The organism is Arthrobacter sp. ISL-72 (assembly GCF_018613755.1).
GTDB lineage: Bacteria > Actinomycetota > Actinomycetes > Actinomycetales > Micrococcaceae > Arthrobacter.
Window position 1 is genome coordinate 166,084 of record NZ_JAGGPP010000013.1, and the last position, 12,262, is coordinate 178,345.

Consider the following 12,262-nt stretch of genomic DNA (forward strand, 5'->3'; position numbering starts at 1 on the left):
GGTGGGGCTCGCTTCGATTATTGTTCAGATCCGCCGGGCAGGAAAGGCGTCCCCGCTAGTTCCTCGCCGCGAGCGTCTTGTCGCGGTCTTCGAAGACTTCCTCGCCGGGACCGGTAAACGCGCGGGACCGTTCCACGGCTTCCACCGACCCGGTGAAGAGCTGGGAATCCTGCGGATCCGTTTGATGCAGGTGTCCCGGATGCCGCGGCTCCCGCGATTCCACCGCGGGGCGCCGGGATTCCATCCCGCGGTGCAGCTCCCGGGCGGGCGCCGGCTGCACGGGCTCCCAGCGCACATGCGGGAGGGAGGCAGGATGGCCTTCCTGCAAGAAGGTCACCATGGCTTCGCGGATGAGGCACCGCAGGTCAAAGAGCGCGGCACTGTCCGCGGCGCTCACCAGGATCCGGACCCGGACATAGCCGTTGGTGGCATCCGTGATCTGCAGAATTCCCACGCGTTCATCCCACAGGTCGGTCCCGGCCAGCACGGTCCGCAGTTCGGCGCGCATGGCCTCGATCGGGGCCCGCCAGTCGAGGTCGAACTCCACGGTTCCCATCACCTCGGACTGGCGGCGGGTCCAGTTCTCGAACGGCGTGGTGGTGAAGTAGGTGGAGGGCAGGATGAGCCTGCGGTCGTCCCAGATGTGGACCACCACGTAGGTCAGGGTGATCTCCTCGATCCGGCCCCACTCTTTCTGGACCACCACAACGTCGTCCACCCGGATCGCATCCGTGAAGGCAAGCTGCATGCCGGCAAATACGTTGACCAGCGAGGTCTGCGCGGCGAGCCCGGCCACGATGGAGATCACGCCGGCGGAGGCGAGCAGCCCGGCGCCGAGTGCCTGGATGGCGGGGAAGGTCAGCATGACGCTGCCCGCTGCCACCACCACGATGAGTGCCACGCCGATCCGCCGGGCCAGGATCATCTGGGTCTGCAGCCGCCGCGCGCGGCGGTTGTCGGCCACGTCCACGCTGTAGTGGCTGAGGACCAAGGCCTCCACGATCAACAGCACCGCCACGGCGAGCCATGCCAGGGAACCCATGAGGGCAATCAAGAGGAAATGGTCGACGGCGGACCGCCACCCGCCGTCGTCGTTGGTGGTCAGCGCCAGCGCGACGCGGACGCCGATCAGGCAGAGCGCCAGGCGCAAGGGAAGTCGCGCCACGCGTGAGGTGGCGTGAAGTTCAGGACGGCGGCGGTTGAGCCGGAGGACGGTCTTGCGGACCAGCCAGGACAGGACCAGTCCCGCCGCCACAGCGAGCACGATCGCCAGGAAGGGCATGGCAGGGGTGATGAAAGCTTGCATTGTTTAAGCTCTATCAAGCTTCGCGGAAGGGCTGAAATTACGCCGGCGTCCGGCGTGGCGATAACATTTGGACATTGATTGGATTTATTGCTTTCGGGGGTGTTTGGGCCGGTCCACAATTGAGGAATAATTCGCGGTCTCATGAGAAACAGGAGTTCAGATGCACCGCTCAGCACACCCGGTTGTCGCAGTTTCGGGGGCCCTTTGCCTCGCGTTCCTGCTGGCAGCCTGCGGCCCGCCGGCTTCGTCACCGTCGACGAGTTCCCCGGCGGCCACGGCTACGGCCACCGCTACCTCCACCACTTCGGCGTCGCCGAGCGCGACGGCGACAACCTCCTCCTCGGCGGAGCCGGAAGCGGGCTGGAAATCCTACACCACGTCCGACGGACTCACCTTCGATTACCCGGAGGACTGGAAGATCACTGATCCGGGCGGGGAGGCAGCAGCCGGAGGCGTCTTTGTAAAAATCACCAACGCCAACGGCAAGAACATTGCGACGCTCCGCACGAATGTGGTCACCGGCGCCGAGTGCACGCAGAAGCAGCCGTTCGCTGGCTATGAATCCGAACCCATGCCTGCCCTCGAACAGAGCGGAAGCGTGCCCCGGTACACCTTCGAGAGCCGGACGGATACCACCGCCACTGATCCGAAGCTGATGACCCTTTTCGCTTACGGCATCACGTCCGCACCCGAACCCACCGGAACGGAAGCATGCCCCATCTTCCACTTCTTCACCTGGCCGCCCAGCGGCGCGATGTTCGGCGGCGTCTACGACCCCTTCGACACGACGCCCGGCAATGAGATGCACGTGGACACCCCTGAGGTCTAGATGGGGACGCAGGAATACAAGAACATCAAGAAAATGATCACCTCACTGCGGCCCGCCGCCTGAACAGAGGGAGCCAAACAGCGTCAAACCGCAAGACTCGCTGCGCACCGCGGGGCAACCCGCGGTGCGCAACGTTTTGGCGGCAAAATGGCCCCGCCCGCGTCAGCCGCGAAGGGCAGGGCCACAATTAATTCCTCAGCGGTTTGAGGAGGATTGCATGCGCCGATCAGTGAAGCCCGGCTATCGATCATCCGGACCGGCACGTTCCGGACCACCACGTTCCGGACCACCAGGGTCCGGGGTCGCGGTTGCCGCGCTGGCATGCCTCGCACTCCTTCTGGCAGCCTGCGAGCCGTCCTCGGCTCCGCCTGGCGCCGGGTCCGCGTCGGCCACTCCGCCCAGCGCGACGGCGGGCAGTACTACGGACGGAACAGCGAGCGCCACTGCGACCGCTTCGGTGACAGTGACTTCCGTCCCGCCCGGCGCCACCGCCGGCCCGACGCTGACCGAGCCGCCGTCGGAGACCACCCCGAGCCGGTTGCCGTCCCCGACGGCGTCCGGCTGGAAGACGTTTACGACGTCGGACAGGGACTTGACATTCGACTATCCCGGCGACTGGACCATCAAGGATCCGGCCGGAAGCTCGCCCCTCGGCGGAATGTTCGTCGAAGTTTCCAACGCGGCGCGCAAGCCGATGGCCGTCCTCCAGACCAAGGTGGTCACCGGTGCGGAGTGCGTGCAGCAGTACCCGTTCACCGCGCTGGATTCCGAACCCATGACGGCCCTCGCTGAAAAAGGCGTGGCGGACCAAACTGCGCCCCGATACATGTTCGAGACCAGGGGAGATCCGTCCGCGCCGGCACGGACGGCCGAAACAATCGCAGCCTACGGCATCACCATGATCCCGGAGGAGATCGGGACGCTGGCGTGCCCGATCTTCCTGCTGTTCCGGTGGCCGCCCAGCGGAGCGGTGTTCGGGGCGGGCTACGACCCCGCCAACAACACCACGCCGGGCGACCCGTCGCTGCCGTACCTGGAGAAGGCGATGCTCTATGTCGAGACGGGCGAGTACCGGAATATCCGCCGGATGATCACATCGCTGCGGCCCGCGCGATAGCCTGCCGTGGCCTGCCGGCGTTCCTTGACTCGCCCTGCCGGCCCGCGCAGACTCGAATCAGGAGCGGTCCGATCAGTCGGAGTTCTGATGTACGCGCTGGGGAAGCAGCAGCTCGAGGGCGGTGCGAAGGCAGGCGGTGCGAAGGTAATGGCAGCCGCTGTCGTGGCCTTTTGCGTCGCAATCGGCCTGGGCGGCTGCGAGCCGGGACCGGGCGGCCCGCCGGCCACCCCTACAACCACCCGTCCCGGCGTCGATCCCGGCGGCCCGCCTACCACCTACTCGGTGACCGAAACCGGGCCGTTCCCCGAAGAAAGCACGCCTGCGCCAAGTTCCACGGCCACTAGGGTCGAGCGCGCCCGCCGTGCCAGGGAGATCCTCGAGACGTGCCTGGAAGGGGAGCTGACCTTCCGCCCGCCGTCCCCTATGCGCCAGGGCGAGACCAGGGAGTTCGTCCTGCACCTCACCATGGGCGATCCGGGTGCAGGCCATGAAGAGAAGATCCCGGGCAGCAACCCGGTGGAGACCCGGGCGCCCATCGTGTGCGAGGAGATGCGGGCGGACCTGTCCGGGCCGGGCATGGACATTCAGCGGGCCGGCAACCCGGACGGGGAGATGCTGGTCCCGGAGCAGGGTGTGGCGGAGTGGAGTTGGTGGATCACGCCCCGGGACTGGGGCCGGAAAACCATGACACTGCAGCTGTTTGCCACTGCCGAGGACGGCCCTGACCTGAGCCTGGAGACGTTCCGGGAAGACATCCAGGTGGAGATCGAGCTGGGCTATTTGCTGAATGCGGTGGTGAAGGACTGGGCGCAGCCGCTGGGCCTGACCATCCCGGTGCTCATCGGCGCAATTGGCGCCGTGCTGGTCTGGTCGCGGTCCAAAAAGCGTAAAGCGAAGCACGCGGCCGGTACGGCGCCGAAGGAGTGAACCCGCGGTACGGCGGGGTCCGAGCCTGCCCAAACCCCCGGCCCGGCACTACATTTGAACCATGGCTGATACTGCAGACCGGGACTCGGGCGCGGACGTCCGCTTGCATGCCCGCGTAGAGGGCGTGGTCCAGGCGGTCGGGTTCCGGTACTGGACCGTGCGGAAGGCGGAGGAGCTTGCGCTGACCGGAACGGTGAGGAACGACGACGACGGTACGGTCGCCGTCGTCGTCGAAGGTCCCCAGGCGGTGGTGCTGGAATTCCGCCGCTGGCTGCAGTCCGAGGACGCGCCGGGGCGCGTGGACCACGTGGATGAGTCGTTGTCGCCGGCCACGGGGGAGTTCCGCAGCTTCGACGTGGTCTACTAGACAGCTGTGGCCTATTGACCCGCTTCCGCGGCGATACGGCGGACGAACTCCAGCACCGCAGGGTGGGCCGGGTAGATGAGGTGGCCGCCGTCGACCGTTACACTCTCGGAGTGCGGCAGGGCCTCCGCCAGCCGCGCGGTGACGCGGCGCAGGGCCTCGGGCGAGTCTTCGGTGGAAACGATCAACGTTGGATGGCGCAGTTCCGCCAGGGCCTCGGCGTCCAGCTCAGGCTGTTTCTCGCTGAGGTCAAGGCCCTCGCCCCTGATCTCGGCCAGGACCGCCGGGCTGGTGGCGGCGAACATGTCCTTGAGGGTGCCGGGAAGCGAGTCCCAGGCCTGGTCGCCCAGCACCGTGCGAAGGACACTTTCCGCGGCCGTCCACGGATCCCGGGCGGCGGCGTCGAGCACTGACTTCCGGAGCTCCATTGCCCAGGCCAGGGCTTCCGGGTCCACCCAGAAGACTCCCGGTTCAAGCAGCACCAGGGCTTTCACCAGTTCGGGGAAACGGTGGGCGAGGTAAAGAGCTATCTCACCGCCGGTGCTGCGGCCGATGACCACCGCGGGAGCTGCATGCAGGATCTCCAGGAGGGCGGCCGCGTCGTCCACGTGCTCCGTGAGGTCGACGGCGTCGAAAGGCTCCGGGCGGCCGCTGCGGTAGAAGCCCCGGCGGTCGTAGATGATGCACCGGGAGATCGCGGCGAGTTCGGCGGCAGCGTTCTCCCATAGGAGGGCGGAGCTGGGCGTACCGTGTATGCCCAGGACAGGTACGCCTTCGCCGTGCTCTTCGTAGTACAACTCGATGCCGTTGACACTCAAACGGGGCATGTTTCAAGCGTAGGACCGCGAAGGGCGCCGGTCGAGGTCCGCTGGCTGACTCCCTATGTGCGGCCCTCCCGGTGCAGGGCGGCGTCGTGTTCGGCGTGGGCCTGCTTGATCAGGTTCATGAACTCGGTCTGGTCGCGGATGAGCTGCTTGTATTTCTCCGGGAGCTTCCGGAGTTCCTGCTCTTCGCGGACCATCTTGTTGAAGATCGCCTCGCGCTCGGCCATGTCCGTCTCGTAGTTCAGGTCCACGTATTCCTTGGCGTGCCGCTTCGCGCCGGAGACCATGTTCTTGGCCTTGCCCTTGGGGCTGAGGACGGAGGCCATGACGGTAATGACCAGGACGCCGAGGATGACGCTGAGCGAGAGTCCGGTGCTGATCTCCATCACGTTGACGTGTTCGCCGTCGTTGATGAACGGAAGGGTGTTCTCGTGCAGCGCGTGCAGGATCAGCTTCACGCCGATGAAGCCGAGGATGGTGGCGAGGCCGTACGAGAGGTAGATGAGGCGGTCCAGCAGTTCGTCAATGAGGAAGAAGAGCTGCCGCAGGCCCATGAGCGAGAACGCCGTGGCGGTGAAGACCACGAACACGTTCTGGGTCAGGCCGAAGATGGCGGGGATGGAATCCAGGGCGAACAGCACGTCCGTTCCGCCGATGGCCACCATGACCAGGAGCATGGGCGTCAGGACCCGCTTGCCGTTTTCCACGGTGAAGAGCTTGTCGCCGTCGTAGTGTTCCGAAGCCGGCAGGAACCTTTTCGCGAGCCGGACCACCAGGCCTTCGGAGTCTTCGTCGTGCGAATCGGGCCGGAGCAGATTGCCGGCCGTGATCAGCAGGATGAGGCCGAAGATATAGAACACCCAGGCGAAGCTGTTGATCAGGGCCGCGCCGAGGAAAATGAAGCCGGTGCGGGCGACCAGGGAAAAGACGATGCCGAACAGCAGGACTTTTTGCTGGTCTTTGCGGGGCACCCTGAAGCTGGACATGATGATCAGGAACACGAAGAGGTTGTCCACCGACAGGGCCTTCTCGGTGACATAGCCGGCGAAGTATTCCGTGCCCATCGAGGTGCCGCCGAAGACCAGGACACCTATTCCGAACGCAAGGGCCAGGCCCACGTAGATCGCGGACCAGGTGGCCGACTCCCGGAGCTTGGGGGAGTGCGCCTTGCGGACGTGGAATAAGAAGTCGAAGGCCAGCAGGCCCAGAATGCCGGTAACGGTGAGGATCCATACGAAAAGGGGGACCTGCATGCAGTCTGCCTTCCTGTCGGTGCGGTTTTATCACCCTACCGGGAAGCTGTTACTGGGCTGTGTCGGCCCACCCACTGTCTGCTGGGCCGCCCTCGGGGCCATCCTCGCAGAGGCGGAAGGCCACATCTGCGGCCTGGGCGATAGCTGCGGCTGATGCCTCCTTGGAGCCGGCGGTTCCGGCGGCGGTTCCGGAGCCGGCAGCGAGGCCCGCCGCGTACCCGACCATAAGCGAGGTGATGGGCGCTGCTGCGTGGGTCACGGACCGTGCCGACTCTCCGGCCAGGTCAAGGATCAGTTCGCGGTCAAAGTCCAGGTCCAGAAGCTGCAGGGCCTGGGCCAGGCGGTGGCTCCACTGGTCCAGGATCTGTGCTTCGTCGTTGTTGACGGCCATGGTCTCTCCTTAGTCAGAAATGAGTGCGGGTGCCTTGAGGTTAGGCTGTAGCAGAAGCCGCTATCAAGGAGATCCTGTTGAGTGAAGTGACCATCCGCCACAATCCGGACCGCGAGCGCTTTGAAGTATTGGTGGCCGGCAACGTGATCGGCCAGGCCGCCTACAAAGGCTACGACGACGGCGACTCGCCGCAGCGGATTTTCTACCACACGGTGATCAACGAGGAATACGGCGGCCAAGGGCTTGCGGGCAAGCTCGCCACGGTGGCGCTGGACGAAACGGCTGCGGCCGGCCTCGCCATCGTGCCGGTGTGCCCGTTCATCAAGAAGTTCCTCACCAAGCACCCGGAGTACGCCGGCAGCACTACGGCCACCACACCGGCCCACCTCGAGTTCCTCAGCGCGGCCCTGGCCCGGCCGAAATCGTCAGCGCCGACTGCCAGCTGATGTAGCTACCTGCCGGACCGCCGGTTGCGGGCCTGGCGCATCAGCCTGATGAAGGCGTAAACGAAGACGCCCTCGAACATCGCCATCAACCCGAGCATCAGCCAGTGGCCCTGGCTGATGAAGACGACGGAGCCGGTAACGACAAGGACCGTCCCCAGGACCAGTGCGTACACGGCGAAACCAAGGGCCACCCTGGCGCTGCGAACACCTGTCCGGAAGCCAAAGCCGAGAGGTTCCCCTCCCGGATAGCCCTCGACGCGGTCGTGGCCTGCTGGCTTGAGCCTGTCGAACTCATCCCAAAGATCACGGTCCTGATCTGTCATGCTTCCATTATCCCGCCGACTCCGCCCCCGCAGACTCGAGCTCCTCCCGTTCCTCCGGCTCCCAGCGCAGCAGGTCCCCGGGTTGGCAGTCCAGCACTTCGCACAGGGCCTCAAGGGTGGTGAAGCGCACTGCCTTGGCCCGGCCGTTCTTCAGCACCGCCAAATTGGCGGGCGTGATTCCGACGCGTTCTGCGAGCGTCCCCACGGGCATCTTGCGCCTGGCCAGCATCACGTCGATGTCGACGACGATCGGCATCAGATCACCTCGTCCAGTTCGCCCTGCAGGTGCTTGGCTTCGGCGTCGCGGGCCACCGCCTGCGCCAGCAGCGTGCGCAGTACAACGACGACCAGGGCCACCCCGCAACCAGCACGCCTGCTCCGCCGATTAGGAGGACGATGCCGGGAGCGACGGATTCACCCGGCGCCAGGACGACGCCGAGCCCGAAGGTCAGCAGGGAGGCAGCCGCGACGGCGCCGGCCACCACGTCCACGTAGCGAAAGGCTCGTCCCATGTCCTCGTTCAGGTCCCGGGCCAGCAGCGGCACCATGACCGCCTGCACAAACAAGGAGCCGGCAAGGCCCGCCCCGAGAATAATGCGCAGCGCGAGGACGGTAAGTTTTCCCATCAGGTCTCCAGGCGCGCCTTGCTGCCTAGTTCCTATTCGTCGGGATCGGGGCTCCGGACATCCTTTTCCCCGATATCTGCGGCACCCAGAAGGTCTGCGGCGGGGGAATGGGTCGTCTCATGTTCGCGGACCCGGAGCTCCGGGTGGTGGAGATCCAGTGCCGGGCGCTCGGAACGGATCCGGGGGAGCGAGGTGAAGTTGTGGCGCGGCGGCGGGCAGGACGTGGCCCACTCCAGCGAAGCACCGAAGCCCCACGGGTCATCCACTTCCACCCTTTCGTTGCTGCGCCAGGTGATGTACACGTTCCAGAAGAACGGGATCAACGAGGCCCCGAGAAGGTAGGAGGCGATGGTTGAGAACTGGTTCATCCAGGCGAAGTTGTCCTCCACCAGATAGTCCGCGTAGCGGCGGGGCATACCCTCGACGCCCAGCCAGTGCTGGATCAGGAAAGTGCCGTGGAAACCGAGGAACAGCATCCAGAAGTGGATCTTGCCCAGCCGCTCGTTGAGCATCTTGCCGGTCCACTTCGGCCACCAGAAGTAGAAGCCCGCGAACATGGCGAACACGACGGTGCCGAACACCACGTAGTGGAAGTGGGCCACCACGAAATAGGAGTCCGAGACGTGGAAGTCCAGCGGCGGGGAGGACAGGATGATGCCGGTCAGGCCGCCGAAGAGGAAGGTGGCCAGGAAGCCGATGCTCCACAGCATGGGAGTCTCGAAGGTGAGTGAGCCGCCCCACATGGTGCCGATCCAGTTGAAGAACTTTACGCCGGTAGGCACGGCGATGAGCATCGTCATGAAGGCGAAGAACGGCAGCAGGACCGAGCCGGTCACGTACATGTGGTGCGCCCACACGGTCACGGACAGGGCCGCGATGGCGATGGTTGCGTAGACGAGGCCCTTGTAACCGAAGATCGGCTTCCGGCTGAAGACCGGGAATATCTCGGTGACGATGCCGAAGAACGGCAGCGCGATGATGTACACCTCGGGGTGCCCGAAGAACCAGAACAGGTGCTGCCAGAGGACGGCACCGCCGTTCTCGGGGTCGAAGATGTGGGCACCAAACTTGCGGTCCGCGCCGAGGGCGAACAGCGCTGATGCCAGCGGCGGGAAGGCCATGATGACCAGGATGGACGTGGCCAGTGCGTTCCAGGTGAAGATCGGCATGCGCCACATGGTCATGCCCGGGGCGCGCATGCAGATGATGGTGGTGATGAAGTTGACCGCACCCAGGATGGTGCCGAAACCGGAGAGCGCGAGGCCGAAGACCCAGAGGTCACCGCCGACGCCGGGGGTGAATGTCGTGTTGTTCAGCGGGGCGTACGCGAACCAGCCGAACGAGGCGGCACCCTGCGGGGTGATGAAGCCGGAGACGGCAATGGTGGAGCCGAAGAGGAAGAACCAGAAGGCCAGCGCGTTCAGCCGCGGGAACGCGACGTCGGGTGCACCAATCTGGAGCGGCATGATGACGTTGGTGAAGCCGGCGAACAGCGGCGTTGCGAACATCAGCAGCATGACGGTGCCGTGCATGGTGAACAGCTGGTTGTACTGCTCCTTGGTCTGGAGGATCTGCAAGCCGGGCTCAAACAGTTCGGCACGGATCAGCAGCGCCATAACGCCCCCGAGGCAGAAGAACACGAAGGACGCGACCAGGTACATGTACCCGATGGTCTTGTGGTCCGTGGACGTGATCCAGTTGACCACCATGCGTCCCTTGCGCCTCGGTACAACCTGAGGCGCCGCAGCGGCCGCCGTGCTTCCGGAGGCATATTCATAAGTGGCCATAACCGGCTCTCTCCGCGTCGTGCATCCAGTGCCGCCGCTTGGCTGGAGCGGCTCATCCTCCCGGCTGTGCACAGGGCCGGAAGAAAGGTGACGTCCACGAGGGATGTAGGATCTTTCTTCGAATTTAGTGACAGTGGGACGTCCTGTCCAGAGGCGGCAGGCACCCCGGTGCAGCCCGCGGCAACTTGCGCCGCTATGGGTCCTCCTGCCGCCCGGGACCATGGGGCTATATCAAGTGCGGGGCTGCGTGGGTACCGTGGGCTCATGCAGAAGATTTCAATCGAGGCCCTGGCCCGGCAGCAGCTTGCCGCGGCGCTTGCAGCAAGCAACGGGCGTGCTGCCGACACCGTCTACGGAGGGCACGAGAAAGTGCTCCGCCAGACCGTTATGGCACTCAAGGCCGGCACGCAGTTGAGCGAGCACCTGAACCCGGGCGACGCCACGGTCTTCGTCCTGCAGGGTAACGTTCGCCTGCGCGCCGGCGAGGATTCGTGGGAGGGCAAGCCGGGTGACCTGCTGATCGTTCCGGACGGGCTGCACAGCCTGGAAGCCCAGGAGGATTCGACGTTCCTTTTCACGGTCGCAAAGGGCGGGACGTAATGGCGGTCCGGCAGCGCAGTTAGACTGCGTGGGCGCCCCCGCCGCCCCCTGCGGCACGCCGTAACCAGGTTCGGATTCCGGCGCGAGGTGGGCAAGACTGTTTCCGTGAGCAACAAACCCCGGACCTCCCTCGCTGTCGCCGCCCTCAGCCTGGGCACTTCCCTGAACCCGCTGAACTCGTCCATGATCGCGGTGGCCCTGGTGGTGCTGCGAGCGGACTTCGGGCTCGACGTCGCCACGGTCACCTGGGTGATCACCGCCTTCTACCTCACTTCCGCGGCAGGCCAGCCCCTGATGGGCCGGCTGGCGGACCGCTTCGGTCCGCAGCGGCTGTTCACCCTTGGAATGGCACTCGTGGCCGTGACCTGCGCACTGGCTCCGTTCGCTCCGAACTTCGCACTGCTCTGCGTTGCCCGGGCGTTCATGGCGCTGGGCACCGCAACCGCGTACCCGAGCGCCGTCGTCATTGTCGGAGCGCTTGCCCGGTCTGCGAAGGAGAAATCGGCCCGGCCCCTCGGCCGGATCCAGATGGCCAACACCTCCGCGGCGGCCGTCGGCCCTGTGGTGGGCGGGCTGCTGGTGAGCTTCGTCGGGTGGGAGGCGCTGTTCCTGGTCAACGTGCCGTTGTCATTGGCCGCGCTCCTCATTGTCCGGAAATTCGCCCCGGCAGACGAGGACCGAGAGCGGGGCCGGGCTGCGGAGCTGCTCCGCGACTCCGACCTCCCCGGCATCCTGGGCTTCGTGGGCTCACTGACGCTCTTCATGATGGCCCTGCTGAACGTGCTGCGGGGGGCGCGGTGGTGGCTGCTGGCAGGTGGCACGGTGCTGGCGGCGCTCTTCGTCTGGCGTGAGCTGCGGTTCAGCCCGCCGTTCCTGGACCTGAGGCTGCTCGGACGGAACCGGCCGCTGCTGCTGGTCTATCTTGGCTTCGCAGTGTTCAACGGCATCTACTATTTCGCGTTCTTCGGACTGCCGCAGCTGCTGCAGGAAGCGGGCGGTTACGATCCCGGCGTCGTGGGTCTCCTGATGCTGCCGCTGGCGGCGATGTCCGTGATTGCGACGCCGTTCGCCGTCCGCGCGATCGAACGCTTCGGTGTGCGGCGGGTGCTGATTGCGGGGGTGCTGTCCCTGGTGGCTGCCGCGTCGATCATGCTGCTGCTGACATCCTCCTTCGCCGTCCCGCTGGTGCTGGCGCTCACCGCCCTGATGGGTATTCCGTGGAGCGTGGTGAGCATCGCGTCCAGCCAGGGCATGTACGTCTCCACGCAGCCGCAGGAGCGCGGGGTGGCGGCGGGCATTTTCCAGACGTGCCGCTACCTGGGCGCCATCACGGCCACGGTGATGATCGGCATCTTCTATGGGACCGGGGTGAACCAGGCCAACTGGGGCCTGGCGGTGATCGCCATGCTGGTGCTCGGTGCAGTCGCCTTCGGAGTGACGCTGCTGTGGCGGGAGCGGAAATAAGGGAA

At 65.6% G+C, this 12,262-nt stretch carries 15 protein-coding genes; 7 read left to right on the top strand and 8 right to left on the bottom strand.

Annotation, left to right across the window (positions count from 1 at the left end; genetic code table 11):
- Window positions 1-55 precede the first annotated feature (55 nt).
- Complete coding sequence (locus tag J7I92_RS12950; RefSeq protein WP_251039870.1) at window positions 56-1,306, bottom strand: mechanosensitive ion channel family protein; 1,251 nt, start codon at window positions 1,304-1,306, stop codon at window positions 56-58.
- Between the two features lie 160 nt (window positions 1,307-1,466).
- On the opposite strand from J7I92_RS12950, the gene J7I92_RS12955 reads away from it, so the two are divergent.
- The 4 genes from J7I92_RS12955 to J7I92_RS12970 all read left to right on the top strand — a co-directional run bounded on the left by J7I92_RS12955 (window position 1,467) and on the right by J7I92_RS12970 (window position 4,546).
- Window positions 1,467-2,135, top strand: a complete 669-nt coding sequence (locus J7I92_RS12955; protein ID WP_214841072.1) for a hypothetical protein — start codon at window positions 1,467-1,469, stop codon at window positions 2,133-2,135.
- A 217-nt stretch (window positions 2,136-2,352) separates the two neighbouring features.
- Window positions 2,353-3,252: a hypothetical protein gene (locus J7I92_RS12960; protein WP_214841074.1), complete on the top strand. Its 900-nt coding sequence runs from the start codon at window positions 2,353-2,355 to the stop codon at window positions 3,250-3,252.
- Window positions 3,253-3,339: 87 nt separating this feature from the next.
- Complete coding sequence (locus tag J7I92_RS12965; RefSeq protein WP_214841075.1) at window positions 3,340-4,179, top strand: hypothetical protein; 840 nt, start codon at window positions 3,340-3,342, stop codon at window positions 4,177-4,179.
- 61 nt (window positions 4,180-4,240) lie between these two features.
- Window positions 4,241-4,546, top strand: a complete 306-nt coding sequence (locus J7I92_RS12970; RefSeq protein WP_214841076.1) for an acylphosphatase — start codon at window positions 4,241-4,243, stop codon at window positions 4,544-4,546.
- A gap of 11 nt (window positions 4,547-4,557) precedes the next feature.
- Here the strand turns inward: J7I92_RS12970 and J7I92_RS12975 are convergent, their stop codons facing one another.
- The 3 genes from J7I92_RS12975 to J7I92_RS12985 are packed head-to-tail and all read right to left on the bottom strand — an operon-like array spanning window position 4,558 to window position 7,011.
- Complete coding sequence (locus J7I92_RS12975) at window positions 4,558-5,370, bottom strand: alpha/beta fold hydrolase (protein WP_214841077.1); 813 nt, start codon at window positions 5,368-5,370, stop codon at window positions 4,558-4,560.
- A gap of 53 nt (window positions 5,371-5,423) precedes the next feature.
- On the bottom strand, window positions 5,424-6,620 hold the full coding sequence (locus tag J7I92_RS12980) for a TerC family protein (protein ID WP_214841078.1): 1,197 nt from the start codon (window positions 6,618-6,620) through the stop codon (window positions 5,424-5,426).
- A gap of 49 nt (window positions 6,621-6,669) precedes the next feature.
- On the bottom strand, window positions 6,670-7,011 hold the full coding sequence (locus J7I92_RS12985; protein WP_214841079.1) for a DUF6457 domain-containing protein: 342 nt from the start codon (window positions 7,009-7,011) through the stop codon (window positions 6,670-6,672).
- A gap of 77 nt (window positions 7,012-7,088) precedes the next feature.
- Between J7I92_RS12985 and J7I92_RS12990 the strand changes: the two genes are divergently transcribed.
- The gene (locus J7I92_RS12990; RefSeq protein ID WP_214841081.1) at window positions 7,089-7,457 is read left to right on the top strand and encodes a GNAT family N-acetyltransferase; all 369 of its coding nucleotides are present in this window, start codon (window positions 7,089-7,091) and stop codon (window positions 7,455-7,457) included.
- 5 nt (window positions 7,458-7,462) lie between these two features.
- Here J7I92_RS12990 and J7I92_RS12995 read toward each other — a convergent pair whose 3' ends face one another.
- From J7I92_RS12995 to ctaD, 4 genes are read right to left on the bottom strand one after another with little or no spacing between them, the layout of a single operon-like run.
- On the bottom strand, window positions 7,463-7,780 hold the full coding sequence (locus tag J7I92_RS12995; RefSeq protein WP_214841083.1) for a hypothetical protein: 318 nt from the start codon (window positions 7,778-7,780) through the stop codon (window positions 7,463-7,465).
- Between the two features lie 7 nt (window positions 7,781-7,787).
- The gene (locus J7I92_RS13000; protein WP_214841085.1) at window positions 7,788-8,036 is read right to left on the bottom strand and encodes a helix-turn-helix transcriptional regulator; all 249 of its coding nucleotides are present in this window, start codon (window positions 8,034-8,036) and stop codon (window positions 7,788-7,790) included.
- 4 nt (window positions 8,037-8,040) lie between these two features.
- Window positions 8,041-8,406 carry a hypothetical protein gene (locus J7I92_RS13005; RefSeq protein WP_396020383.1) on the bottom strand — a complete coding sequence of 122 codons (366 nt, stop codon included), beginning with the start codon at window positions 8,404-8,406 and terminating at the stop codon, window positions 8,041-8,043.
- A 32-nt stretch (window positions 8,407-8,438) separates the two neighbouring features.
- Window positions 8,439-10,193 (bottom strand): cytochrome c oxidase subunit I, encoded by a 1,755-nt coding sequence (ctaD, locus tag J7I92_RS13010; protein WP_214841087.1) that lies wholly within the window; start codon window positions 10,191-10,193, stop codon window positions 8,439-8,441.
- Window positions 10,194-10,457: 264 nt separating this feature from the next.
- On the opposite strand from ctaD, the gene J7I92_RS13015 reads away from it, so the two are divergent.
- The gene (locus tag J7I92_RS13015; protein ID WP_214841090.1) at window positions 10,458-10,793 is read left to right on the top strand and encodes a cupin domain-containing protein; all 336 of its coding nucleotides are present in this window, start codon (window positions 10,458-10,460) and stop codon (window positions 10,791-10,793) included.
- A gap of 105 nt (window positions 10,794-10,898) precedes the next feature.
- Window positions 10,899-12,257, top strand: a complete 1,359-nt coding sequence (locus J7I92_RS13020; RefSeq protein ID WP_214841091.1) for an MFS transporter — start codon at window positions 10,899-10,901, stop codon at window positions 12,255-12,257.
- Window positions 12,258-12,262: the final 5 nt, after the last annotated feature.

Bases quoted from the DNA above. Each gene is read 5' to 3' on its own strand.
- J7I92_RS12950 (WP_251039870.1), bottom strand. From the start codon at position 1,306: ATGCAAGCTTTCATCACCCCTGCCATGCCCTTCCTGGCGATCGTGCTC.
- J7I92_RS12955 (WP_214841072.1), top strand. From the start codon at position 1,467: ATGCACCGCTCAGCACACCCGGTTGTCGCAGTTTCGGGGGCCCTTTGC.
- J7I92_RS12960 (WP_214841074.1), top strand. From the start codon at position 2,353: ATGCGCCGATCAGTGAAGCCCGGCTATCGATCATCCGGACCGGCACGT.
- J7I92_RS12965 (WP_214841075.1), top strand. From the start codon at position 3,340: ATGTACGCGCTGGGGAAGCAGCAGCTCGAGGGCGGTGCGAAGGCAGGC.
- J7I92_RS12970 (WP_214841076.1), top strand. From the start codon at position 4,241: ATGGCTGATACTGCAGACCGGGACTCGGGCGCGGACGTCCGCTTGCAT.
- J7I92_RS12975 (WP_214841077.1), bottom strand. From the start codon at position 5,370: ATGCCCCGTTTGAGTGTCAACGGCATCGAGTTGTACTACGAAGAGCAC.
- J7I92_RS12980 (WP_214841078.1), bottom strand. From the start codon at position 6,620: ATGCAGGTCCCCCTTTTCGTATGGATCCTCACCGTTACCGGCATTCTG.
- J7I92_RS12985 (WP_214841079.1), bottom strand. From the start codon at position 7,011: ATGGCCGTCAACAACGACGAAGCACAGATCCTGGACCAGTGGAGCCAC.
- J7I92_RS12995 (WP_214841083.1), bottom strand. From the start codon at position 7,780: ATGACAGATCAGGACCGTGATCTTTGGGATGAGTTCGACAGGCTCAAG.
- J7I92_RS13000 (WP_214841085.1), bottom strand. From the start codon at position 8,036: ATGCCGATCGTCGTCGACATCGACGTGATGCTGGCCAGGCGCAAGATG.
- J7I92_RS13005 (WP_396020383.1), bottom strand. From the start codon at position 8,406: ATGGGAAAACTTACCGTCCTCGCGCTGCGCATTATTCTCGGGGCGGGC.
- ctaD (WP_214841087.1), bottom strand. From the start codon at position 10,193: ATGGCCACTTATGAATATGCCTCCGGAAGCACGGCGGCCGCTGCGGCG.
- J7I92_RS13015 (WP_214841090.1), top strand. From the start codon at position 10,458: ATGCAGAAGATTTCAATCGAGGCCCTGGCCCGGCAGCAGCTTGCCGCG.